Here is a 25879-nt window from a genome sequence, read left to right on the forward strand (position 1 = left end):
TAAAATCCTCCTGAATTCCGGCTTGGTTTTCCTTATTTGTTTAATATTAAATCTGTTTTTCAGAAAATACCTTTTAATCTGTTCTAAACCGAACACAATATGAATTTGATCGAGAATGTCCGCGAAGCTCTAAAGTCCGTCAAAGTTAATTTGCTGAGAACTGTGTTGACTGGAGCTATTATCGCTATTGGTATATCTTCTTTGGTGGGTATGCTAACCGCGATTGATGGGATCAAAGCACAGATTGCGGAGAGTTTTGCAGGTTTAGGTGCCAATTCTTTTGATGTTCGCAATAAAGGACAAAGCGGAGGAAGGGTAGTTCAAGAAGGTAAAACAGAGAAAATTTATCCCAGAATCACTTACAGGGAAGCTAGCCAGTTTCAGGAAGAGTACAAGGAAATCGGTATTTCTACCATTTTTACTTCAGTGACCGGAATAGCAGAGGTGAAGCGTGGGTCTAAAAAAACAAACCCAAATACCCGTATCCGTGGAGGAGATGAAAATTATCTTTCCATCAAAGCCATGAAGCTGGCAAAAGGAAGGAATTTCAGCCAAATGGATATCAGATATGGTAGTTCTGTTGCGATCATTGGAAAAGAGGTGGAAGAAACCCTCTTCAACGCCGGCGAAGATCCGATCAATGAAAAGATTACTTTTTTGGGAAAGCCCTACACGGTTATTGGGGTTTTGGATAAGCAAGGTGGAGTAGGTCAGGACCAAGGTGCGGACAGACAGATTTTAATTCCTGTTGAAAACGCTTCCCGCATGGATCTACGCGGCAATTTCAATTACAGAATTACCGGTGTAGCTTCTGATCCGGGCAAGATTGATTATGAAATGGGACAGGCAATCGGGATTATGCGAAAAATCCGACAGGATCGAGTGGCTCAAGAAGATTCATTTGAACTCACCAAAAGTCAGTCAGTAGCGGAGAGTTTGGAGGAAGTGGCCGGATACCTTCGAATAGGTGGATTTGGAATTGGATTTATTACGCTTTTGGGAGCCTCGATAGGTTTGATGAATATCATGTTGGTTTCTGTCACCGAACGAACACGGGAAATTGGAATCCGAAAGGCACTTGGCGCCACGCCTCTACGAATCCGTCAGCAATTTTTGATTGAAGCCATTGTGATTTGCGTGATCGGCGGAATATTCGGGATGATGCTAGGTATCGCCATCGGAAATATCATTGCCAACTTCATCGGTCCGGGAGGATTTTTGGTTCCTTGGCTATGGATGGTGGTTTCCTTTGGAATTTGTATAGCAGTAGGACTTTTAGCTGGATACATCCCTGCATTCAAGGCGAGCAAGCTAGATCCTATAGAATCGCTACGATACGAATAAATTAAGTTATTTTATGTTTCTTCAAAGCCTCATCCATGAGGCTTTGATTTTTAGACCCTTGCAATTCGCTTCTTTAGCAAATTCTTCAAGAACTTTAGCGAGATTTGATCTCGAATTTAAAATTTTGGCCAATCCATATTTGATTTTTGGTTCAATCTTTGGCCATTCTTTTCTACTTTTGCCAAGTTTTCTCAAAAACTCTATCTAATTATTTATGCTTAAAATCCTAAAAGGAGCTGTTTTTGCACTTTTAATCTGGACGTCTTTCTCCTGCGTTTCCAACGAGAAAATCATCTATCTCCAGAATCTCGAAGGGAAGCAATCCATTGCCGAAGGAGAATTGATCACCTACGAAATTCCTGAATACAAGCTTCAGTACAATGACATCATTGACATCAATATTCAGACGGTCGATGATTTGCTGAAAAATGGTTTTAATACCAATAATGTCCCTTTTAATAATCAGATGGGAAATATCGCTGGCCAGGGCGGAGGGGATATTTATTACATGACTGGATATTCTGTGGATAAAAACGGAAATATCCGGATTCCTATCGTAGGAGAAGTTTCCGTGAAGGACAAGACATTGGAGGAGGCAAGAGCCGAGATTGAAAAACGAATCAAGGATTTTGTAGTCACCGAAGTCTATGTCAAAGTAAAGCTGGGCGGGATTCGATACTCAGCTTTGGGAGAGTTTAGACGGCCTGGGAAGTTTGTGATTTTGCAGGATCGTATGACTATTCTGGAAGCTGTTGCCAATGCAGGAGATTTAACCAATTTGGCTAAAAGAGATGAAATATTACTTATTAGGCAATACCCAGAGGGAACCAAGCTTCATAAAATCAACCTGAACGACCGACAGCTCGTAGCCTCGCCATTTTATTTTATCCAGCCGAATGATCAGTTGTATGCTGAGCCAATGAAGGTCAGAGAACTAGGAGCAGGTGAAAATGCTGCTCAGTCACTTTCCTTATTCATCTCAGCCATTACTGCTGCTGCGCTAATATTGAATTTAGTTATTGTTGCAAATAGAAACTAATGTACCCTAATTCACCACAAGTAAATCCTCAGCCACAGGCTCCATTTTTAGTTAATCAAGAGGATGAGATTGATTTGAAGGTTATTCTTTTCAACTACCTTCAGTATTGGCCGATCATTGTCCTTTTTGCCTTTTTGGGCCTTGTCAGTGCATTTTTGTTCAACAAATTCGCTACGCCAATCTTCAAAGTTGAGTCCACTGTAATCGTCAAAGACGAAAACAATGCTTTAGGATCCGATTTATTTGCAAATGCAGGTTTGGTAGGATTGCAGGGGAAAAGCAACATCGAAAATGAAACCGGAATCCTGAAGTCCTATTCATTGGCCATAGCAAGTCTGAATGAGCTAAATCTAAATGTTCGGTATTTCACAGATGAATTATTTAGAAAGCAACAATTGTATTCCAATAATCCCATTCTGGTCAATCCTGATTGGAAAAAACCTCAGGCCGTAGGGGGATTATTCAGACTCGAGGTTTTGGATGAGACCTCCTTTGAGCTTTCCATCGAGGAAAATGTTTTCCAGCTTTTCAATCCTGCTGACCCTAATTACAAAACCGCTCTCGAAGGCTTGACACTTGGGAAATCTGTGTTCCAGTTTGGAGAGGCGATTCAGTCGGAATATTACAACTTCAAAGTTGATCAGGTATCTGCCCTTCCAGGTGAGGTAGTTTATTTCAGCTTGGTGGATACTCCTTCCTTGGCCTTGAAAATGGTGCAGGACTTGAATGTCGCTCCTACCAATAAGCAGAGTTCCATCCTGACGCTTAGCATGGAAACACCTCTCAGAAGAATGGGGGTGGATTACCTGAATAAGCTGATGGAAACTTATCTGAAGCGTGAGCTGGATGAGAAAAACAGAACCTCAGAAAACACCATCCGATTTATTGATCAGCAGTTGAGCGGAATCACGGATTCTCTGAAATACTCCGAAACTAAACTTCAGCAGTACCGCTCCGAAAACAAGATTTTCAACCTTTCCCAGGAAGGCTCCGTGATTTTCCAGAGACTTCAGGAGCTTGAGAAGGAAAAAAGCCTAAATGAGATCAACCTAAAGTACCTACAAACCCTGAGAGACTACTTGGCCAGCGGGCAATCTGGGGATTTGGTGGCTCCTTCCATCATTGGTACAGCCGATCCATTGCTGAATGCGCTTGTTCAAAACTTGTCAGAACTCCAGGCAGAGCGGGTTCGTCTTACCGCCAATTTCTCGGAGCAAACACCACAGGTGAGAGACATCAATTCTAGAATCCAGAATACCTCCAAGGCATTGCAGGAAAACGTGAGTTCCGCTATTGTCAATACTCAAAACCTGATTGCCAATCTTCAAGGTCAGATTCGCATGATTGAGCGGGACATCAATCAGCTTCCGGAGACCGAAAGAAAGCTTTTGGATTTTACCCGCCAGTTTACCATCAACGAGAACATTTACATTTACTTTTTACAGAAAAAGGCGGAAGCTGAGATTACCAAAGCCTCCAACATGCCGAGCAACCAAATTTTGGACTTTGCCAAATCCGGTCAATTGCCTGTTGCTCCCAAAAAGTCTTTGAATTTGTTGATTGGATTGATTTTAGGATTGATTCTCCCAATCGGTTTTATTACCATCAAGGATTTCTTGAATACAAAAGTGGAAGATCCAAAGGAATTGGAGAAGCAACTTAAAGTGCCTTTGATCGGGATGATTGGAAGAAATAGCTCTGATGATTCTCTTCCAGTATTGAATTCCCCAAGATCTACAGTCACTGAGTCATTCCGATCATTACGGGCCGATTTGACGTATTTAAGCCCTCAAAAAGAAGGTCTTACCTTACTTTTCACCTCTTCGGTATCAGGAGAAGGAAAGACCTTTGTTTCGATGAATATGGCTTCCGTATTTTCCTTGCTAGGGAAAAAGACCATTCTTATTGGGTTGGATCTTCGAAAGCCAAGAATTGCTCAGGATTTCGGTCTGGTCAACGACAAAGGAATGAGTACTTGCTTGAGCAGCAATATTTATTGGAAAGAAGTAGTAAAGCCATCTGGTTTTGAGAATCTGGATGTGATCCTCTCAGGACCTATTCCTCCAAATCCGGCAGAATTGCTTCTTCAGGAGAAATTCTCCAAAATCATTTCGGAAATCAAGCAATCCTATGAAGTCGTGATTTTTGACTGTCCGCCAGTAGGCTTGGTTTCTGAGACTAAGGAGCTTTTTGCTTTCGCTGATGTGAATTTCTATGTGTTCCGTCAAGGATATTCCATGAAAGGAAATTCTCAAATCGTGAACAATTTGGTAGAAAAAGGAGGGGTGACAAAGATGTATGGTGTCCTCAATGACTTGCATATCGACAAAGGCTACGGATATGGCTATGGGTATGGCTACGGATATGGCTACGGAGGCAACTCTTATGGATACCACGAGGAAGTTCAATTGCCTTGGTGGAAAAGGGCTTTGAACCGAAAAAAATAATAAGGCTTCCAATTAAGGGCGAGGATCAATGGCTTCCTAGCCCTTTTTTAATCCGTAATCCTTCTATTTTTCTGAATTTCCGATCTTCTAATATTTTTTGTTTTTGATTACCAGTAAATTGCAGTATAAACTTATTTTCTAATTAATTTCTGAGAAAAATTATTTTTTTAATCCCAAAACTATATTTTCTTTGCGACTCAATTCAGCCATGGAAGCTGTCCGGTTTAAATCTGCCGTGGCAGTTCCTTTTTTAACTTTGTTTTTAATATGAAAAGCTATTTTAATAAGTTAATTACTGGGTATTCTTTAGAGAAAAAAGAAGTAAATGGCCAAAAATACCTTTTCAAGTATAGAGGCAAATTAACTTTCTTCGATCCGGTTTTGATGATTCAGGAGTGTAGGTATCGGGCAACCGACTCAAAAGTACAAACCTATGAAATGATAGGTTCTTGCTCTGATATTCAAAAACTTCTTCCTAAACCTCCTCAAGCAAGTAAGCCTTCTGTTATTTGTGAATTTAAAAAGGATGATCAGAAATGGTTAGTTTCCAGATTTGCCTTAAAAAATGAAAACAGATCCGTCAGTCATTATCGATTTGAAGTCGATGGTGAATTTATCGGGGGCTTATACCGGATTTATGATAATGGTAACAATATGCTCAACCATGCCCTGAAAATCGCATCAGCACAGGGGACTACACTTTCACTTTCTGCCGAAAAACTTATCTGGAAATCCAAAACCGGAGAAGAGGTTTTTGTTGAAAAATTCGGTCATACCCAAATATGGGTTTGGACACAACCTGTTTTGGAACTGGTTTCCTTGGAGAAATAAAGAGCAAAAAAACACAGGTAAAGTACAGGTTCAATGGTATGAAAATCCTTCAAAAAATTATGCCTTATAATGAGTACAAAAATTACTCACTATGGCTATCTTTGAGCCTGTAAATATGATTTAAATGTCGATTCTGATGGAATTGACTGTTTTTTAACTAAGAATACTAATATCAGATTTATCTGATTCTTTACTCAGAAAAAGTACACGTTAAGACCAAATAGAATCCGGGAAAAAGCTAGTCGATAGGTCTAAATTCAGGCTTTTGATCATTTCTTTTTTTCCAAAAATTCTAGACTGGGACTGAAAGGGCGAAGCTGTATCTGACCTATACCATTATCCCTATTTTTTCCCGAGCTTGAACGACTAAATTTGGTTGTTAAGCTCATCTCCAAAAATCTCCTTCATGTCGATTGTTAATGTTATTCTCTCCGGAGGAGTAGGTTCCAGGATTTGGCCTTTATCCCGAAAAAGCAGACCCAAGCAATATCTGCCCATTTTTAAGGGAGCGACTCTTTTTCAAAAAACTGTTGCTAGAAATACCTCTTTTTGCGATCAGGTTTTGGTGGTGGGAAGTATTGATAATTACCAACTTTCCAGACAAGATCTTCAAAGCACTGGGATAGAAGATTTTAAAGAGATTATTGAAGCTTGTCCAAGAAATACTGCGGCGGCGATAGCTTTTGCGGCTTTTGCCTGTCAAGGTGAGGATATTTTGTTTGTAACTCCATCTGATCATTTGATCGAATCAGGTGATGCTTATATGAAGGCCGTAAACCGAGCTCTTGAATTGGCCAAAGAAGGGTATATCGTCACTTTCGGATTAAAACCCACCAAACCTGAAACAGGCTTTGGATATATCGAGGCAGAAGGGGAGAATGTCAGAAGTTTCCGGGAAAAACCTGATCAGGAAACTGCCCAAGAGTTTATACAAAAGGGAAATTTCTACTGGAATTCCGGGATGTTTTGTTTCCAAGCAGGAGTATTTCTGGAAGAACTGAAAAAATTTGAGCCTAAGGTCTTTGAGGCTTCCAAAAAGGTATTTGATGAGGCTAAAGAAGGGAAGTTTGACGAAGAGTTGTCTCTTCAAATTCCATCTATTTCTGTGGATTATGCGGTAATGGAAAAAACACAGAAGATTAAGGTGGTTCCTTCAAATTTTGCCTGGTCAGATATGGGGAGTTTTGAGGCCATTTATGAATACAATCAAGCTCAAGGCTATCCTATAGATTCCAATGGAAATATGGTTATTGGTTCAGAATTACATACTGAGTTTGTGGGGATGTCCAATAGTATATTGATCTGCACTGCAGATGCGATTTTGGTATTGAATAAGGAAAAAGCCCAGGACGTGAAGAAGGTGTATGAGAGGTTGGAGAAGGAGAAGCCGGATTTAGTGGAATAGTTCGCTCGTAGGCTCCTTGAAATTGTAACACGGAGTTACACCGAGGATACACTGAGTTTCACAGAGTGCTCGCAAGCTCGCATATCTTTTCTAGACACAGAGGATCACTGAGGTGACACGGAGGACCACAGAGTTTGCTCGCAAGCTCGCGGGATTTGTTACACGGAGTTACATCGAGGATACACTGAATTTCACAGAGTGCTCGCAAGCTCGCGGGATTTGTACCACAGAGTTACATTGAGGAGGGACAGAGTAAAATATAGTCCGTTTTAAACCTGCTTGATAGAGCCGCTCACTAGTTTTAATACTGTTATAAACTCCGTGAGATTCCGTGTGTACTCCGAGTACCTCCGTGATCTAAAGAAACACCTTTCTCTCCTAAAATAAGAATGCTTCTAAAAGAAGACCTTACTGAACAAATCTTGAATTGTGCTTTTAAAGTGCATTCAAAACTTGGTCCAGGCCTTCTTGAATCTGCCTATCAAGCTTGCCTAAAATATGAACTGGAGAAATTAGGCCTTGATGTTAAATCTCAAGTTCCAGTACCGTTAGTTTATGAAGAGATAAGACTTGAGTGTGGCTACAGAATTGATTTGCTCGTTGAGGACCAAGTAATTGTTGAATTGAAAACTGTCGAGCAAATAACAGATGTTCACAAAGCCCAAGTTTTAACCTATTTGAAATTTTCTGGATACAGAGTTGGTTTATTGCTGAATTTCAGGACAAAAAGTCTTGTAAACGGAATTAATCGATTCATCATATAAACAAATTTTAAACTCAGTGGGCCTCTGTGTAACCTCCGAGAAACTCTGTGCTCCAAAAGAATAAATCTCCTTGGGATTCCGGGCTAACTCCGAGAAACTCTGTGCTCCAAAAGAATAAATCTCCGTGGTACTCAGTGCAAACTCCTGAAAACTCCGTGATCCAAAAAAACTCCTTCAATTCCTTTGCTCTAAAAAAAATCTCGGTGGGACTCCGTGCTAACTCCGAGAAACTCTGTGTTCCAAAAGAATAAATCTCCGATGGACTCCGTGCTGACTCCTTGAAACTCTGTGATCCAAAAACAAAAACTCCTTCAATTCCTTTGCTCTAAAAAAAAATCTCGGTGGGACTCCGTGCTAACTCCGAGAAACTCTGTGTTCCAAAAGAATAAATCTCCGAGGGACTCAGTGCAAACTCCTAAAAACTCCGTGATCCAAAAACAAAAACTCCTTCAATTCCTTTGCTCTAAAAAAAAATCTCGGTGGGACTCCGTGCTAACTCTGAGAAACTCTGTGTTCCAAAAGAATAAATCTCCGATGGACTCCGTGCTGACTCCTTGAAATTCTGTGACCAAACAAAACCCAATGATATCTAAGAATACCAAAATATACATCGCTGGTCATCGAGGCATGGTAGGATCGGCGATTTGGAGAGCGCTGGAAAGTCAAGGTTATTCTAATCTGATAGGGAAAACCTCCAAAGAATTGGATTTGAGAAATCAGCAGGCGGTTCAGGATTTTTTCAAAAATGAAAAGCCGGAAGTGGTAATCGATGCAGCAGCTAGAGTAGGAGGGATTTTGGCTAATAATGAGTATCCCTATCAGTTTCTGATGGAAAATATGCAGATCCAAAATAATCTGATTGATACTGCCTTTCATGCCGGAATCAACAAGTTTATCTTTTTGGGTTCTTCTTGCATCTATCCCAAAATGGCTCCTCAGCCTCTGAAAGAAGACTATTTACTTACCGGGCCTTTGGAGCCTACCAATGAGTGGTATGCAGTAGCAAAAATTACAGGAGTAAAGGCTTGCGAGGCAATACGAAAGCAATTTGGAAGAGATTACGTATCATTAATGCCGACCAACCTCTATGGTCCATATGATAATTTTGATCTAAAAACTTCTCATGTGCTTCCAGCCATGATTCGTAAGTTTCATGAAGCGAGTCAGTTTGCAGTAGGCAGCGAACAGTTGGCAGTAGGCAGTGAGCAGTTGCCAGTTGGTGGTGTTGATAGTAAGAGTGAACATGTGCCAGTAACGTTATGGGGGAGTGGGGCTCCGATGAGAGAGTTCTTATATGTTGAGGATCTTGCAGAAGCTGTAGTCTTTGCTTTGGAGAATGAATTCAAGGATAATCTTTATAATGTGGGAACAGGCCAGGATTTGACAATTCGGGAATTAGCGGAATTGATTCAAAAAATTGTAGGTCACAAAGGAGAGATAATCTGGGATTCTTCGAAGCCCGATGGCACGCCTAGGAAATTGATGGATGTATCTAAGATGGCAGATGCAGGCTGGAAGGCAAAAACCTCACTGGAGGATGGAATAAAGAAAACTTACCAGTGGTTCCTCGAAAATCAAGACACTTTCAAGCAAGTCAAGATTTAATGCTCGCAAGCTTGGGGATTTTGGAACACGGAGGTACACAGAGGGGGCAAAGAGTTACACAGAGTCTTTTCAGGTGCTTGATTAATAATTCACTCCTATTTAAAATTTAAATAACCTCGGTAAAACTCTGTATTGACTTCCCTTAAACTTCGTGTACCAACACTAACCTATAAAAGGCTCTGTTTACTGCTTATTGGGAAATCAAAAAAAGAATTAAACTACGTGAGCCTCAGTGAAACAACTGTCTAACTCCGGGTTCCAAGAAGATTCAACGACCAACTCTGTTAATAAAAAAATAAGTTCCGTGAGCCTCCGTGAAAACTCTGCTGAACTCCGTGACCAAAAAATATGAAAAAAGCATTAATAACCGGTATTACCGGCCAAGACGGCTCTTACTTAGCCGAACTACTTTTAGAAAAAGGCTATCAAGTGCATGGGATTAAGCGAAGAGCTTCTTCTTTTAATACCCAGAGGATTGATCACCTTTACCAGGATTTGCATGAAACTCACGTAAATTTTGTCTTGCACTATGGAGACTTGACTGATTCGACCAATATCATCAGAATTATTCAGGAAGTACAGCCAGACGAGATTTACAACCTAGGAGCCATGTCTCATGTAAAAGTTTCCTTTGATTCTCCTGAGTATGTTGCCAATGTAGATGGGATTGGTGCTCTTCGAATTTTGGAAGCTGTCAGAATTCTAGGTTTGGAGAAAAAGACGAGAATATATCAGGCGTCTACCTCCGAACTCTATGGTGGAATGGAGGAGAATAAGAATTCTGCAGGTTTCTATGATGAGAGTTCACCTTTTTATCCCCGTTCTCCTTATGGAGTAGCTAAGATTTACGGCTTTTGGATCACCAAGAATTATAGAGAGGCTTACAATATGTTTACCTGCAATGGGATTCTCTTTAATCATGAATCTCCAAGAAGAGGGGAGACCTTTGTGACCCGAAAGATTACTATGGCCGCGGCTGCCATCGCCTTGGGTAAGCAGGATTGTCTATACTTGGGTAACCTCGATGCACAACGGGACTGGGGACATGCCAAGGATTACGTAAAGGCTATGTGGTTAATCTTGCAGCAAGAAAAACCTGAGGATTATGTAATTGCCACAGGTAAATCCACCAAGGTTCGGGATTTTGTTCAAATGGCCTTTTCATATGTTGGTTTCACTATTCGCTGGGAAGGAGAGGGAGTCAATGAAGTCGGAATCCTAGATTCAATTGATCAAAACAAGTTTGAAAAAGCTACGAGTTTCAGCCAGGGCACCTCAGAGACGAAACTTGATAAGTTTAAAGGCCCAACGATTGGATCAATATTGGTGAAAATTGATCCGGCCTACTTCCGCCCCACAGAAGTCGACCTCCTGATCGGAGATCCTACCAAATCCAAAACCCAACTAGGCTGGGAACCAGAATATGATTTGGATGGATTAGTTGAGGATATGATGAGGGGGGATATTGAATATTTCAAGAATAAATAAAATTACCAGTAACTTTTTTACATGTTTACTAACTTAAAAAATAGCAAAATAGCCATTATTGGCCTTGGCTATGTAGGATTACCTCTAGCCACTGCATTTGCCGAGAAGTTCAAAACAGTAGGATACGATATTGACCCCAAGCGGGTGGATGAACTTCAAAAAGGGCATGACCGAACCTTAGAGGTAGAGGATTCTTTTCTTCAGTCAGTGCTTATAAAAACCTCACTTGAATTGGATGAAAAAGGGAAAGGCTTAGTAGTAACAGATGCCGTAGGCCCTATCTCGTCTGCCAATATCTACATTGTAACCGTTCCTACTCCTACGGACAAGCACAATAGGCCTGTTTTAACACCTATGCTGAAAGCCTCTGAAGCCATTGGCAAAGTTCTAAAAAAAGGGGATGTGGTGATTTATGAATCCACGGTTTATCCTGGTGTAACGGAAGAAGAATGTGTCCCTGTTTTGGAAAAAATATCAGGTTTGAAGTTCAATGAGGACTTCTTTGCAGGCTATTCTCCGGAACGAATCAATCCTGGAGATAAGGAACATACCGTTACCAAGATTTTGAAAGTAACCTCGGGATCCACACCGGAGGCTGCGGAATTTGTGGATCAGTTGTACAAGTCAGTGATTACGGCTGGTACGCACAAGGCTTCTTCCATTAAGGTAGCTGAAGCGGCAAAGGTGATCGAAAATTCACAGCGGGACATCAATATTGCCTTCGTCAATGAACTGAGCAAGATCTTCAATCTTTTGGGCATTGATACCCAAGAAGTGCTGGAAGCTGCCGGCACCAAGTGGAACTTTCTTCCTTTTCGACCCGGATTGGTAGGAGGGCACTGCATTGGAGTGGACCCTTTTTACTTAGCGCAAAAGGCCCAAGAAGTAGGCTATCATCCCGAGATAATTCTAGCTGGTCGTAGGCTTAACGACTCAATGGGTAAGCATGTAGCTACTGAGACCATCAAGCACATGATGCGGAAAGATCTAAAGGTAATAGATGCCAAGGTGCTGATTTTGGGCTTTACTTTTAAAGAGGATTGTCCGGATGTAAGAAATACTAGGGTAATTGATATTTATCAAGAATTGAAATCCTTCGATATGGAGGTGGATGTTTATGATCCTTGGGCTGATCCGGCCGAAGTGATGCACGAATATGGAATTCAAATTCTCCAAGGTGCCAGTCAGACTTTAGCTTTAGCTGATTCCTTTGAGGAATATGATGAAGAAGAAACCTATACTCCAAATTTGAAAGATTACTCCGCAATTATTTTGGCCGTAGCCCACCAAGAATTCAAAAACTGGCCGATTCAAAAATCGGAGAATCAGGTGATTTTTGATGTGAAATCAGTATTGGAAAAAGAAAAAGTAGATGCACGACTTTAAATCAAACCCTCAATTTCAAAATTTAGCTGGAAAGCGAGTCCTAGTTACTGGTGGGGCAGGATTTATAGGCTCTAACCTTTGCGAAGCACTTTTAGATTTAGGAGCTGAAGTTGTCTGTTTGGATAATTTTGCCACCGGGCATCGATATAATATTGAAGAATTTCTTGCTAACGCTCGATTTACCCTGATTGAAGGGGATATCCGTAACCTGGAAACCTGCCAAAATGCATGCAAAGGAGTCGATTTTGTATTGCATGAAGCAGCTTTGGGTTCGGTCCCAAGATCGATCAATGATCCGATTACCAGCAATGAAGTAAATATTTCAGGCTTTCTGAATATGCTTGTCGCTGCTCGGGATAATGGGGTCAAGCGATTTATTTATGCAGCGAGTTCTTCTACCTATGGGGATTCTACTGAGCTCCCTAAAGTTGAAGAGCGAATCGGAAGGCCACTTTCTCCATATGCCATCACCAAATATGTCAATGAGTTGTATGCGGATGTTTTTTACAAAACCTATGGCTTGGATACGATAGGACTTCGATACTTTAATGTATTTGGTCGACGCCAAGATCCGAATGGAGCATATGCAGCAGTGATCCCTTTGTTTATCAAAAAACTGATGAACTATGAGAGTCCGATGATAAACGGAGACGGTTCCTATTCTAGAGACTTTACTTATATCGACAACGTGATTCTAATGAATATGCTTTGCTTGACTAATGAAAATCAGGAAGCATTGAATCAGGTATATAATACAGCAGCTGGGGAGAGGACTACCTTATTAGAATTGGTAGAATTGTTGAAAAAATATTTATCGGAACTGGATCCTAAGATAGAAGAGGTTGAGATAAAGTTTGGTCCAGAAAGGAAGGGTGATATACCACATTCTTTGGCAGAAATAGAAAAAGCTAAAAACTTGCTAAAGTATAATGCAGAACCTGCTTTTAGCAAAGGTATTCTTAGAACGATATACTGGTTTTACGAAAAGAATTTATCGATTTAGTAATGAAAAAGGAAAAAATTCTATTTGTTTTTGGAACAAGACCAGAGGCAATTAAGCTTGCGCCTATTATCAAGGGATTTTTGGAGAGAGAAGAGTTTTTAACTAAAGTATGTTTGACTTCCCAACACCGGGAAATGTTAGATCAAGTCATAGATTTTTTTGAGTTACCAAAAGATTATGATTTGAACATCATGCAGCCAAACCAAACATTGGCCGGAATAACTTCGCGAATTTTTACAGGGCTTGATCCGATAATGAAGGACTTTCAACCAGACTATGTATTCGTCCATGGAGACACTACCACATCAATGGTGGCATCGTTATCGGCTTTTTATGCAGGCGCAAAAGTTTGTCATGTTGAGGCAGGTTTGAGAACAAATGACAAAAATTCCCCCTTCCCTGAAGAAATGAATCGGCAAATAACTGGAAGAGTTGCAACATTTCATTTTACTCCAACACAAGTAGCTAAAGAAAATCTGATAAAGGAAAATATTGCTGATTCATCCATTGTTGTTACGGGGAATTCAGTCATTGATGCCTTGTTGTTTACAGCCAAAAAGACTGTCCATCTCAAAAATGCTGAAATCTGTGAAATTTGCTCAAAAGTTGATCTTTCAAAGAAGGTAATTTTAGTTACTGGGCATCGACGGGAAAATCATGGAGAAGGTATTATCAAAATTTGTCAGGCACTTCGAAGAATTGCACTGGAAATAAAAGGGACTGAAATCGTTTTTCCCGTACATTTAAACCCAAACATTGCTTCCCCAGTAAAAAAATTGCTATCAGATATCCCCAATATCCATCTGATAAACCCATTGTCATATCCTTCGTTCGTTTGGATGATGAAACAGTCAAAATTAATTCTTACAGACAGCGGCGGGGTTCAGGAAGAAGCCCCAAGTCTTGGTAAACCCGTTCTTGTACTTCGAGAAAACACAGAACGCCCTGAAGCTGTAAAGGAAGGAACAGTTATTTTATTAGGGACTGATGAAGACAAAATATTTTTTACGACACAGGCACTATTAACTGACTCTGAAATGTATCACAAGATGAGTATAAAAAACAACCCATACGGAGATGGAAAAACTACTGAAAGAATAATTCAATTTATGCTTAATGCAAGTCTATGATCGTGTAGTAAAAATACGTCAGAACAAAGCAATAACTAATTCTATTTGGAATATGTTATCGACGGTTCTGTTGAGAGGTGGTGTTTTCTTGTCAAACATAATTATCGCTCAAATCCTAGGTGTTGAAATGTACGGGAAATATGCTTACATTAAAAATACATCTCAGGTTTTTGAGTTCTCATTGGGAATTGCATTTGGAATATCCATGACGAAATTTGTTGCTGGGGGAATCCAAAGGTCTGATAAGACTGACTTGTATGGTATAATTAAGTCGAATCTTGTAACATCAATACTATTATCTTTTTTTATTTTTATTATCCTGGAAATTTTCGCATACTTATTTTTATCTGAAAATATAAATAGTACTAATGATTTGATTCTCCTCAGGGTTTCATTCCTTTACCTAATATTTATCAATATCAGCCATTCATTTGTAGGAATATTGAAAGGCTTGGAAAAGTTTAAATTGTATTTTCAAGTTTCCTTGTTTGTAGGAACCACTAACTTATTATTTGCTTTTATTTTCACGTACTTTTTTAGTTTGGTAGGTGCGGTTATAACCTTGACTCTTTTGGCTTTTATTCAGTTAGTAATCCTTACGATAGTAGTAGAAAAGCACATTCCAGTATTTAAATATATTTTATCAAAAAAAGTAATTTACAATCATTCAATTCAAAAGTCTTTTAACATCCCAGCCCTGCTTTCGGGGTTGACTGCCCCCCCCATTCTTTGGCTTATAAGTTATTTGCTTATAAAACTCCCGAATGGTTTGACTGAGGTTGCACTTTATAATGTTGGATTCCTGATTTTTGCATTGCTTGTTTTTGCTCCAATGGCTATTTCGGATAGTTTATTTCCATCCATCAACAAATTGGTTGAGAACAAGGTGGAATTCATAAAAACTATAAAAAAGCATATTGTTATGCTGTTTGCAATATCATTTATTGTTGCCCTTCCGACCTTTTTATTTCCTGCTCAAATACTTTCCCTATTTGGAAAGGAATTTTCGGGAGGTACTACAATCCTTCGGTGGTTCTCGATTGCAGCAATTTTAAGCTCTTTGCTTGTTTACCTAGGTAAAGTACTTGCTGCACTTCATTTGATGTGGTCAAATCTAATGTTTAACTTCATTTGGGCCATTCTAGTCCTAATCATCGGATTTATTGATTTGAACGAGGGAGCCCAATGGATTGCAAAGTCATTTGTCTTTTCTTATGCAGGCTTGTTTGTAATTCAGTCTGGATATATCTGGTATAAATTACGAATAAATGAAAATAGCATTCAGCGGGGATATATCGTTTAATAACAGATATTCCTCTATAGACAAAAAGCGTTTTAGCCAATTTAAATTACCTTTTGAAACAGACTATTTTATAGGAAATCTTGAATGTCTTGCGAGCGGGGAAAATGGCGAAATAAATCCATTTAAAATTCCCTCTCTGAGTACATCGAGTAAAGCCCTTGAGCAGCTTAAAACATTCGGATTTACTCATGTAGCATTGGCAAACAACCACATTTACGATAATCTTGAAAGTGGTCTTAAGAAAACTACTTCGATTCTTGACCAACTTAATATTCAGTACTTTGGGGCAGCAGTAAAAACTCCGGCTCAGTCATCTTTAATTTTAGAAAGTTCGGAGGGTTTTAAGGTGGGAATACTTAACTATGTTGATAAACCAACGAATCCTTGCCCTCCACCGGATACCACTATTCAAGTATCCTATTTTGATATTGGAAAAGTAAAGGCTGACATAACCCAACTCAAAACTTCTTGTAAATACGTTATTATTTACTTGCATTGGGGGGGGAAATCTGAAAATATGATGTTTCCAGATTCAGATCAGTTAAGAAAAGCAAGGCAATTATCTGAAACAGATGCCGATGTCATTATTGGCCATCATTCGCATGTGATTCATCCGATAGTTAATCAACAGGGAAAAAAAATCTATTATAGCCTAGGTAACTTCTGCTTTGATGATATCAATTTCAACAATCAGACATTTTCTTTAAAAGAAGAAAATAAACGAGGGCTGATTGTTCTCCTGGATTTTGGAAATCAAGGAATCATTCACCGGGTTGTAGGAACACGGATTCGTCATGACGGTGAAATAACCTTTATTGAATCGTATCATAACCGTTCAGCTCTTTTCCATATGCTGAGTTTGTTTCCCCCTTTGTTAAATCTTCAATTTCACTTTAATCACAAGTTAATTCGACCCATAAAGTTTCTCTTTCGAGGTAACCCTATAAAGCAAATGAAGAAAATTGATGGGAAAAAAATTAAATCATTATTCAAGTGAAAATAGTAATTATTAGCCGAGGTGAAATTTTCGCCTCCCCAACTGTTCTTAATTATATTCAAGCCTTCTTATCATTAGGGTATAATGTTGTTTGTATTTGTTCCTCTTGTAGGAATAATATAAAAGAGGATAGAGTGTCAATTTATCAAACAGGAGAACCAATCGTTAAAAATTTGATTTCTAAAATTTTCAATTTTTGGAGATTTCGAAAAAGAACCCTAAAGGTGATTAAAGAAAATAACTTAAAGTCTAATGCTATTTTTTGGGTTGCACGTATTGATACTGCTATTGCTTTTGGAGAATATTTTAAAAACGAAAAATCTGTTCTCTCTCTCCATGAATTGCACGATCAATTTCTATTCTGGAAATATATTACACAAAAAGTCATTAGATATTATGATCAAATTGTTTTTAATGAATACAATCGTGCAAATATTGCAAAAGTGTGGTATAAGTTATTGGATACTCCCAATATAATTCCAAATAAACCAATGTATCATAGTCGTGAGCGAAATGCAATTATTACCAATTTGGAGATTCAAAACATAATATATTCGATTAAATCTTTCGGTAAGAAAATTATAATTTATCAGGGTTCTTTACTATCAGATAGAAATTTGGATCCACTTGTTAAAGCGACTTATTTATTGAGAGATAGGTTTCAGTTGATACTAATGGGTAAAGATATAGAAAAAAGAGTTCCTTCTTTTATGAAAATAAACCCGAATCTAATTCATATTCCTTGGGTGGCTCCTCCTGATCATTTGAACGTGACAAGTCATTGTCACATAGGAGTCGCATTTTATGATTATGATTCATTGAATTCGATTTATTGTGCTCCTAATAAAATTTGGGAGTATTCTGGATTTTCTATACCTATTTTAGCTCAGAATATTCCTGGACTTTATACAACTATAGGTATTTCAAATGCAGGTGTTTGTGTTGATCTTAACAATCAGGAAAGTATAGTTGATGCAATAATGGAATTGGACAATAATTATCATAGCTATTCAGTTAATAGTAGGGATTTTTATGATTCAGTTGACTTTAAAGAAAGTGTAAGAAAAGTTTTGTATAAGGTAACAAAGTGAAGTTTTTATTATTAATATATTTTATATTTGTCTTCGGAATTTCTTTTTCGAAGTCAAGAAATATTTTTTCAATATCAAAAGTATATTTAGTTATATTATTTACTTTTTTTGGTGAGGTATTTTGGGAAAATCAAAATCCTTATATTTTGTTTTTAGTTTTTTTTTTAATTAGCATAAGTTTCCTGATTTTTATTATTGAATCAAATATTACTTTTATCCAAAGTTCAATTGTAATTTCTCCAATTGCAGTAAGGAAAATGGAAAGGAGAATTTGGGTGTTGTCCTTGATTCCAATTCTCGCACAATTTTACTTAATTAATAGTATTGGTGATTTTAGTTCTTTTATTTCCAGTATTAATTCCCGTGTTGTTTCTTGGCAAAGTTTTGGAGTTGCTATTTTGCTAATAAAAGTAATAAATGTTCTGAATTATCTTTACTTTATTATAATTATTAAGTTTCATCCAATCAATAAGAGAAATATTTATTTATACTTAGTTCATTTAATTATCTTCATTGGAATTTCACTATTATCTGGGTCTAGAAGTACATTGCTTTGGAATTTTGTTTTTATGCTTATGTTTTATAATTTCTCTATTAAAAAGGTTAGTCTTCGTTGGGCTACGATTGGAAGTATTTGTATACTTATTACTGCTTCTTTTATTGGATTTATTCGATCTTCTGGGATTAAATATGAAAACAATACTTTTAGTATTCAGAAAAATGTTGATCAAAAATTAGAATTTTCTAATTTTTCCTATGGAATAGTGCCTCTTGAAAAACTATTTGAGAAAAATGTAATTTCTGATCCCGAATATGGCTGGACATACATCACCGCAATCACCAACTTAGTTCCAAGATCAATATGGCCGGATAAACCTCCAAGTGGGGGTGTAATTATTACAGAGAAGTACTTTGATAATCGTTATGATGGATATTCTTATTTTACCACCGGTGTAATTTCTGAGGCAATTATTAACTTTGGATTTTTATTTGGAATTGTCTTTGGACTATTTCAAATGAGTGTTCTTTTAATATTACTTGCTCAATTTGCAAAAAAGAGACTATTTTTCCAGAGGAAAAATTATAATATGTTTGAAGCCTCTATCTATCCATTTCTTTTAGTTGGGGTATGTTCTTATCTTTACACAGAATTTACAACTAATACTATTAGTTTATTTGTTTATAAGATATTTGAGTTTTATATTATTTATCTGTTTGTTGTTGGGCCAAGAAATAATTATTTTATAGTTCAAAAATGAAAGATATATATATTGTTACAGATTATAGGGGTAAACTTTACTCATCAGTTAGGTATTGGGATGCTTCATTGGACTTAGATTTAATAAGGGAAGTTTTTTTAAAGCTGGACTATAAAGTTTATTTTGTTTCATTTTCTGATATTATTCAAAGAATTAATGATTTTAAGGATACATTTGTTATATATCCTTCTTCTGAGGATCCAGGAGGCCAATATAAAGGATTTATAGAAGATGTTGTTTTGGCTCTTAATGAGATTCAAGCAAAATTAATTCCTCCATTTCCATATCTCAGAGCGCATCATAATAAGGTATTTATGGAGCTTTTTAGAAAAATTCATCTATCTCCGAAATTTAATATTCTTCCTTCTTTTGCTTACGGGACATATGAAGATTATTTAAAGGACATTGATAATTTTCTTGATCATGAATGGGTACTAAAACCAGCCTCTGGGGCATTAAGTTCTGGTGTTAAGTTATTAATAAGTCGTTCTGATAAAGTGAAACTTCCAAAAATGGCATCTAAATCCCATAATTTGGTTGATAGCTTTAAAGTTACTTTTAAACATTTATTGAAGTTTAGATATAAAAATTATATAAAAAAATCAACTCACCGTAATAAATTTATTGTTCAGAAGTTTATTAAAGGTCTAACAGGTGACTATAAGGTTTTGGTTTATGGTGATAAGTTCTATGTAGTTCAACGCATGAACAGAGACAATGATTTTCGTGCTAGCGGAGGTGGAAAATTGAATATTGAACCAACGATTCCGTTAGGTCTACTTGATTTTGCTCACTCATTTATTGAGGAAATTAAAACACCTTTTGTTTCTCTTGATATTGCCTTTGATGGCTTTAGATTTTATCTGATCGAATTTCAGTTTTTGAATTTCGGAAATTATACTCTTGAAAAATCTACTAGATTTTTTCAAAAAATAATGGGCGAATGGCATCTGGTAAATATGCCCTCTCAACTCGAAATAGAATTCGTTTATTCTATTAAAAAGTATATAGATGAGAATTGGAATTGATGCTACGAATGTAGGTGGAGGAGGGGGGATAACCCATTTAAAAGAAATATTATCTTATTTTAGTCAAGATGATTTCTCAGTAACTATTTCAAGAATAGTAATTTTTTCATCTGATACAGTTTTAAAACAAATCCCTGAAATTCAAAGATTAGAAAAAATATCTTTCCCTGATCTTAATTCTGGTTTATTTAGTAGAGTTCTTTTCCAAATTTTCAAATTTGATAAGCATATTAAAAGTAGTTGTGATATTCTTTTTTCTGTTACAGGGGACTTCTTAGGAAATTTCACACCCGTTGTTGGAATGTCCAGAAATATGCTTCTATATGATCGATCTGCATTGAATGAGATAGGAAGCTTTAAAGAAAGATCGAGGTTTTATCTCAATTTTTTAAAGCAAAAACGATGTTTTAAAAATTCTGTTGGTTTGATTTTTATCTCCTCATATGCTAAAAGGGAAATTAATCGAATACTTTCTATAAACGGGAAAAATCAAGTTGTTATCCATCATGGAATATCAACGAAGTTTATTGGGAAAGTAAAAGTTCAAGAATCAATAGATAATTATTCTCCAAATAAGCCATTTCGATTTTTATACGTTTCAACGGTACATGTCTATAAACATCATGTCAATGTTGTTAGAGCCTTAGCAGCCTTAAAATTGATAGGGTTACCGGTTGAGCTTCATTTAGTTGGAGGAATAATTTTTAAACCAGCTGGAGATCAATTAATGAATTGTTTTAAAGAATTGGATCCTTCCTCAAACTTCATCATTTATCATGGTCATCAACCCTATGATGAAATTGAAAAGTTGTATCAAACAGCAGATGGGATTATTTTTGCCTCCTCTTGTGAAAACATGCCCAATATTTTAATAGAATCAATGGCATCAGGTTTACCTATTGCTTGTAGTAATTATCAACCAATGCCGGAATTTTTGGAAGATGGTGGATTTTATTTTGATCCCAAGTCTGTGAAATCTATCGAAAAGGCACTTTTGGAATTGCTTCATTCTCCTAAAGAAAGATATACGATGTGTGTGGAGAATATTGAAAGGGTTAAGAAATATTCATGGGAAAAAACATCTAAAGAAACTTTTCAATTCATTATTGATCAAGCAAGAAAATATAATGTTCAAAAATAAAACTTTATTAATTACGGGAGGAACAGGCTCTTTCGGAAATGCTGTTCTTTCACGGTTCTTGGATTCCGATATTGATGAAATTCGAATTTTCTCTCGAGATGAGAAAAAACAGCATGACATGCGTGTAGCCTTAAATCATCCCAAAGTTAAATTTTACATAGGGGATGTTCGGGATTACAATAGTTTGGACCTAGCATTAAAGGGTGTGGATTATGTTTTCCAAGCTGCTGCACTTAAGCAAGTGCCTTCCTGCGAGTTCTTTCCTATTGAGGCTACTAAAACCAACGTGCTTGGTACCGAAAATGTAATTAAGGCTTGTGTAGCCAATAAAGTAAAAAATGTTATTTGTCTCAGTACAGATAAAGCAGCTTATCCTATTAATGCCATGGGTATGACCAAAGCATTAATGGAAAAAGTGGCTGTGGCTGAATCCAGAAATATTAAAGGGGCTAAGACGAAAGTATGTCTAACTCGATATGGAAATGTGATGGCTTCTAGAGGTTCAGTGATTCCCTTATTTGTCGAACAGATAAAAGCAGGTAAAGCTATAACCATTACTAATCCCGATATGACTCGCTATTTGATGTCATTGGAGGAAGCAGTGGATCTAGTACTTTTTGCTTTTGAAAATGGAAATCAAGGGGATCTTTTTGTTCAAAAAGCTCCTGCCTCGACGATTGGGGACTTGGCTATCGCTTTAAAGGAGTTATTCCAGGTTGAAAATGAAATTCGGGTGATTGGTACTAGGCATGGGGAAAAACTCTATGAAACTCTTTGTACCAGAGAAGAAATGGAGAAGGCCGAAGATTTAGGCGATTTTTTCAGAATTCCTGCTGATAATCGGGATTTGAACTATGGAAGCTATTTTACTGAAGGAAGTACCAATGTCGAAAAATTAGAGGATTATAATTCTCATAATACCAGTAGACTTAGTATCTCTCAAATCAAAGAGAAATTGCTGGCACTTCCTTTTATTCAGGAAGAACTTGCTAATTGGAAAAATTAATGAAAAAGCTAAAAGTAGTTACCGTAGTAGGAACCCGTCCAGAAATCATTCGCTTGGCAGAATGCATTAAAAAATGTGATCATTTTTTTGAACATAAGTTAGTTCATACCGGCCAAAATTACGATTACACTCTCAACCAAATCTTTTTTGAAGATCTCCAGCTTCGCGAGCCTGATTTCTATTTGAATGTCGCAGGTAAGCATCTTGGAGAGACCATTGGTAATGTAATTGCCAAATCATTTGAGGTTTTAGCTCAAATTCAGCCAGACACATTATTAGTTTTGGGCGATACAAATAGTGTACTTTGTACCATCGCCGCAAAGCGATTGAAGATTCCGATTTTCCATATGGAGGCAGGAAATCGTTGTTTTGATCAAAATGTACCTGAAGAAATCAACCGGAAAATTTCTGATCATATTTCAGATATTAATTTGACCTACACGGAAAATAGCCGAAGATATTTACTTAGCGAGGGTTTTCGGAAAGATCATGTTTTTGTTACCGGTTCGCCTTTAAGGGAAGTGTTAGACAAGTACGAAACTGAAATATTTTCTTCGGATGTGGTTCAAAGATTAGGTTTGGAGTCAGGTCAGTTTATAGTGGTAAGTGCCCACCGTGAAGAAAATATAGACCTGAAAAACCATTTTGATATTTTGGCAGATTCTCTGAATGCTGTTGCAGAGACCTATCAAATTCCAATCATTTTCAGTACCCATCCTCGGACGAAAAAGCGAATTCAAGAAAAGGGGATTGTTTTTCATGAATTAATCAGAAATGTAGAACCATTAGGCTTCTTTGATTATGTAAAATTGCAAAAAGAGGCATTTGTGGTTTTATCTGACTCTGGAACTATCTCTGAAGAATCAGCTATGATGAATTTTCCTGCTGTGAGTATAAGAACTAGCACAGAACGACCGGAAGCCATCGATGCCGGAACAATTGTATTGGGAGGTATTTCAAAAGAAAGCATGCTTCAATCTATACCGGTAGCACGAGAGCTTCATGCATCGGGTCATCAGCACTTGCCTTTCGAGTATGATATCAAAAATACATCTACAAGAGTTATTCGGGCAATTCAAAGCTATACTTCGATTGTTAACAAAGTAACTTGGAATAAAGAATGAAAAGCGTTTTGGTATTAGGCTCTACCGGTATGTTAGGCCATCAAGTTTTTTTTAAACTTGATAATAATCCTGAATACCAAGTTTTTGATCTTTCCTTTAGAAATAAACTTCGGCAGGAGACAATTATTTGTGATGTGACGGATTTCAGTCGCCTAGAGCAAGTTGTCAAAGAAATCAAGCCAGATTTCATAGTTAATTGTATAGGGATTTTAATTAAGGGTTCAAATGATAATCCCAAAAATTCCATTTTGATAAACGCTTATTTACCTCATTTTTTGGTTGATGTAGCAGAGGGAATTGGATCGGGGGTGATTCATATTTCAACAGATTGTGTCTTTTCTGGTAAAAAAGGGGGATACCTAGAATCGGATTTCAGAGATGCAGATGATGTCTATGGAAGAGGAAAAGCATTGGGTGAGATTTTTTCAACAAAGCATTTAACCCTGAGGACTTCTATTATTGGACCAGAGCTAAAGCAAAAAGGAGAAGGACTTTTACATTGGTTTATGAATCAGACAAATGAAGTCAATGGGTTTACTCAAGCTTTTTGGGGTGGTGTGACTACGATAGAATTGGCTAAGGTTATTGAAGAAAGTATCCAAAAGGGAATTAAGGGTTTATATCATATCACCAATGGAGAATCAATTTCCAAATTCGAATTATTAAACCTTTTCAATTTAGAATTTAATAAAGATCTAAAGATTAATTCAGTGGAAGGGAAAAAAGTGGATAAGAGCTTAAAATCTGAATATTCAGGCACTTTTTCAGCTATCCCTTCATACCATCAGATGATTCATGAAATGAAACTTTTCATGAGTCATCATAATGAACTTTATAGCACCATATATCCTAATGTTGGATAAAAAACTTTTAATAATCGGGGAGGCATTTTACCCTGAAGATTTCATTATCAATGATTTGGCCAAGGAATGGTCTTCTCAGGGATATCAAGTGGAAGTTTTGACAAGAAACCCTTCCTATCCTTTCGGAAAAATTTTTGAAGGTTATCAAAATAAAATTTACCAAAAAACATTTTTTGGCGAGATTCCAGTACACAGGGTTTTTGTTTTACAGGGCTACCAAAAGAGCAAGGTTATTAAAATATTAAACTATTTTAGTTTTGTTTTTTTTGCGTCTTTGGTATCACTATGGATTGGGCGAAAATTCGACAGGGTATTCGTCTATCAAACGGGGCCTCTAACTGTTGCACTTCCAGGGAATTTAATTAGGATACTATTTAATAAGAAGCTTACGATCTGGACTCAAGATCTTTGGCCTGATACAGTGTACGCCTATGGATTCAAAAAAAGCAAACTTTTTGATAAATGTTTAAATTGGCTCGTTTCATTTGTTTACAATAATTCAGATAAAATAGCGGTTTCTTGTTCTGGATTTACACCCAAACTTTCGACCTTTCTTAAAGAAGAAAAAACCATTCAATGGATACCCAATTGGCCAATCATAGAATCTACATCCCTTGATCCTAAAGTCCTACCTGGCAGATTTAACTTTACTTTTGCTGGAAATTTAGGAAAGGTTCAAAATCTTGAAAATGTACTCTTGGCTTTTAAAAATATTTCCATAAAACATCCAGAAGTATGGATTAATTTAATTGGAGATGGTTCTGCGATGAGTTCCTTAAAAGCATTGGTTAAAAATCATGAGATAAAAAATATCAATTTTGTTGGGAGACGACCTTTAATGGAAATGCCTGATTATTTTTCAGGGAGCGATGTTTTACTTATTTCCTTAGTAGATTCTTCTATTTATGAATTTATGATTCCAAGTAAGTTTCAAACTTACTTGAATTATGAAAAGCCTATTTTTGCGATAATGAAAGGAGAAGTTCCTAACATGGTAAAGCGATATAATTTGGGAATTATTGCTGATCCAAATGATATAGACTCTATCTATCAGGGCTTTGAAGCTTTTTTAAATCTTTCCAGACAGGATCTGGATCAAATGGGGTCATATTCCATTGATTTGTTAAATTCAACTTTTATCAGAGAGAAAAATATTGAGAAGCTTACAAAATTGACATTTGAAGAAACCTGTACTGTATAAAGTAGAAAAATTTAAGGATCATCGAGGTCAATTGGATTTTTGTAATGAATTTGTTTTAAACAAATTTGTTAGATTTTATGTGATTTCCTCTGAAATTCAAGGTCAAATAAGAGCTTGGCAAGGGCATAAAATTGAGGAAAAGGCTTTTTTCCCCATTCTGGGTAAAACAAAAGTTATTTTAGTTCCCGTTTTAGACTTCGAAAAAAGGATATCTCTCGATCCAATAGAATTTATCCTTGACTCTAATACTCCCGAGATATTAGTTATTCCTGGTGGCTATGCAAACGGATTTCAATTTTTGACCGATGAATCAAAGCTTATGGTCTATTCAAATCTAAAGCTTGAAGAGTCAAAAAATGACGATTTCCGGTTTAATTCAAACGAGTTTTATGCCTGGAGCTAGAATAAATAAACTTTTAATTAC

Annotated in this window: 22 protein-coding genes; all 22 read left to right on the forward strand. The window is 37.1% G+C overall.

The window, feature by feature from the left end:
• Positions 1 to 99: 99 nt before the first annotated feature.
• The 22 genes from G458_RS0113010 (at position 100) to G458_RS0113130 (ending at position 25858) form a co-directional block, all read left to right on the forward strand.
• Positions 100 to 1344 (forward strand): ABC transporter permease, encoded by a 1245-nt coding sequence (locus G458_RS0113010; protein ID WP_026952282.1) that lies wholly within the window; start codon positions 100 to 102, stop codon positions 1342 to 1344.
• Positions 1345 to 1558: 214 nt separating this feature from the next.
• On the forward strand, positions 1559 to 2383 hold the full coding sequence (locus G458_RS0113020; RefSeq protein ID WP_026952284.1) for a polysaccharide biosynthesis/export family protein: 825 nt from the start codon (positions 1559 to 1561) through the stop codon (positions 2381 to 2383).
• Complete coding sequence (locus G458_RS0113025; protein ID WP_026952285.1) at positions 2383 to 4830, forward strand: GumC family protein; 2448 nt, start codon at positions 2383 to 2385, stop codon at positions 4828 to 4830. Before G458_RS0113020 ends, G458_RS0113025 begins: the two co-directional genes overlap by 1 nt.
• Before the next feature lie 267 nt (positions 4831 to 5097).
• Positions 5098 to 5661: a hypothetical protein gene (locus G458_RS0113030; RefSeq protein WP_026952286.1), complete on the forward strand. Its 564-nt coding sequence runs from the start codon at positions 5098 to 5100 to the stop codon at positions 5659 to 5661.
• Positions 5662 to 6067: 406 nt separating this feature from the next.
• Positions 6068 to 7066, forward strand: coding sequence for a mannose-1-phosphate guanylyltransferase (locus G458_RS0113035; protein ID WP_026952287.1), 999 nt, complete (start codon positions 6068 to 6070; stop codon positions 7064 to 7066).
• A 389-nt stretch (positions 7067 to 7455) separates the two neighbouring features.
• Positions 7456 to 7830, forward strand: a complete 375-nt coding sequence (locus G458_RS0113040; protein WP_035468216.1) for a GxxExxY protein — start codon at positions 7456 to 7458, stop codon at positions 7828 to 7830.
• 582 nt (positions 7831 to 8412) lie between these two features.
• A complete protein-coding gene (locus tag G458_RS0113055) occupies positions 8413 to 9435 on the forward strand; it encodes a GDP-L-fucose synthase family protein (RefSeq protein WP_084438870.1) in 1023 nt (340 codons plus the stop codon).
• 348 nt (positions 9436 to 9783) lie between these two features.
• Complete coding sequence (gene gmd, locus G458_RS0113060) at positions 9784 to 10923, forward strand: GDP-mannose 4,6-dehydratase (protein WP_026952291.1); 1140 nt, start codon at positions 9784 to 9786, stop codon at positions 10921 to 10923.
• Positions 10924 to 10944: 21 nt separating this feature from the next.
• Complete coding sequence (locus tag G458_RS0113065; protein WP_026952292.1) at positions 10945 to 12309, forward strand: nucleotide sugar dehydrogenase; 1365 nt, start codon at positions 10945 to 10947, stop codon at positions 12307 to 12309.
• Positions 12296 to 13312, forward strand: coding sequence for an SDR family oxidoreductase (locus G458_RS0113070; RefSeq protein WP_026952293.1), 1017 nt, complete (start codon positions 12296 to 12298; stop codon positions 13310 to 13312). The genes G458_RS0113065 and G458_RS0113070 overlap by 14 nt, the downstream gene beginning before the upstream one ends.
• A gap of 2 nt (positions 13313 to 13314) precedes the next feature.
• Positions 13315 to 14442: a non-hydrolyzing UDP-N-acetylglucosamine 2-epimerase gene (gene wecB, locus G458_RS0113075; RefSeq protein WP_026952294.1), complete on the forward strand. Its 1128-nt coding sequence runs from the start codon at positions 13315 to 13317 to the stop codon at positions 14440 to 14442.
• On the forward strand, positions 14429 to 15745 hold the full coding sequence (locus G458_RS0113080; protein WP_026952295.1) for an oligosaccharide flippase family protein: 1317 nt from the start codon (positions 14429 to 14431) through the stop codon (positions 15743 to 15745). Before wecB (G458_RS0113075) ends, G458_RS0113080 begins: the two co-directional genes overlap by 14 nt.
• A complete protein-coding gene (locus G458_RS0113085; RefSeq protein WP_026952296.1) occupies positions 15711 to 16742 on the forward strand; it encodes a CapA family protein in 1032 nt (343 codons plus the stop codon). Before G458_RS0113080 ends, G458_RS0113085 begins: the two co-directional genes overlap by 35 nt.
• Positions 16739 to 17833: a glycosyltransferase gene (locus G458_RS0113090; RefSeq protein ID WP_026952297.1), complete on the forward strand. Its 1095-nt coding sequence runs from the start codon at positions 16739 to 16741 to the stop codon at positions 17831 to 17833. Before G458_RS0113085 ends, G458_RS0113090 begins: the two co-directional genes overlap by 4 nt.
• Complete coding sequence (locus tag G458_RS0113095) at positions 17830 to 19092, forward strand: O-antigen polymerase (protein ID WP_169719272.1); 1263 nt, start codon at positions 17830 to 17832, stop codon at positions 19090 to 19092. The genes G458_RS0113090 and G458_RS0113095 overlap by 4 nt, the downstream gene beginning before the upstream one ends.
• Positions 19089 to 20120 carry an ATP-grasp domain-containing protein gene (locus G458_RS0113100; RefSeq protein ID WP_026952299.1) on the forward strand — a complete coding sequence of 344 codons (1032 nt, stop codon included), beginning with the start codon at positions 19089 to 19091 and terminating at the stop codon, positions 20118 to 20120. The genes G458_RS0113095 and G458_RS0113100 overlap by 4 nt, the downstream gene beginning before the upstream one ends.
• Positions 20104 to 21261, forward strand: a complete 1158-nt coding sequence (locus G458_RS0113105; protein WP_026952300.1) for a glycosyltransferase family 4 protein — start codon at positions 20104 to 20106, stop codon at positions 21259 to 21261. The genes G458_RS0113100 and G458_RS0113105 overlap by 17 nt, the downstream gene beginning before the upstream one ends.
• On the forward strand, positions 21227 to 22267 hold the full coding sequence (locus G458_RS0113110) for a polysaccharide biosynthesis protein (RefSeq protein ID WP_281171618.1): 1041 nt from the start codon (positions 21227 to 21229) through the stop codon (positions 22265 to 22267). The genes G458_RS0113105 and G458_RS0113110 overlap by 35 nt, the downstream gene beginning before the upstream one ends.
• Positions 22267 to 23391, forward strand: a complete 1125-nt coding sequence (wecB, locus tag G458_RS0113115; RefSeq protein ID WP_026952302.1) for a non-hydrolyzing UDP-N-acetylglucosamine 2-epimerase — start codon at positions 22267 to 22269, stop codon at positions 23389 to 23391. The genes G458_RS0113110 and wecB (G458_RS0113115) overlap by 1 nt, the downstream gene beginning before the upstream one ends.
• Positions 23388 to 24254, forward strand: coding sequence for a dTDP-4-dehydrorhamnose reductase family protein (locus G458_RS0113120; RefSeq protein ID WP_026952303.1), 867 nt, complete (start codon positions 23388 to 23390; stop codon positions 24252 to 24254). Before wecB (G458_RS0113115) ends, G458_RS0113120 begins: the two co-directional genes overlap by 4 nt.
• On the forward strand, positions 24244 to 25455 hold the full coding sequence (locus tag G458_RS0113125) for a glycosyltransferase family 4 protein (protein WP_026952304.1): 1212 nt from the start codon (positions 24244 to 24246) through the stop codon (positions 25453 to 25455). Before G458_RS0113120 ends, G458_RS0113125 begins: the two co-directional genes overlap by 11 nt.
• Complete coding sequence (locus tag G458_RS0113130) at positions 25433 to 25858, forward strand: WxcM-like domain-containing protein (protein ID WP_051287273.1); 426 nt, start codon at positions 25433 to 25435, stop codon at positions 25856 to 25858. Before G458_RS0113125 ends, G458_RS0113130 begins: the two co-directional genes overlap by 23 nt.
• Positions 25859 to 25879 lie beyond the last annotated feature (21 nt).

The sequence above is a fragment of the Algoriphagus mannitolivorans DSM 15301 genome (genome assembly GCF_000429425.1).
GTDB classification, from domain to species: domain Bacteria; phylum Bacteroidota; class Bacteroidia; order Cytophagales; family Cyclobacteriaceae; genus Algoriphagus; species Algoriphagus mannitolivorans.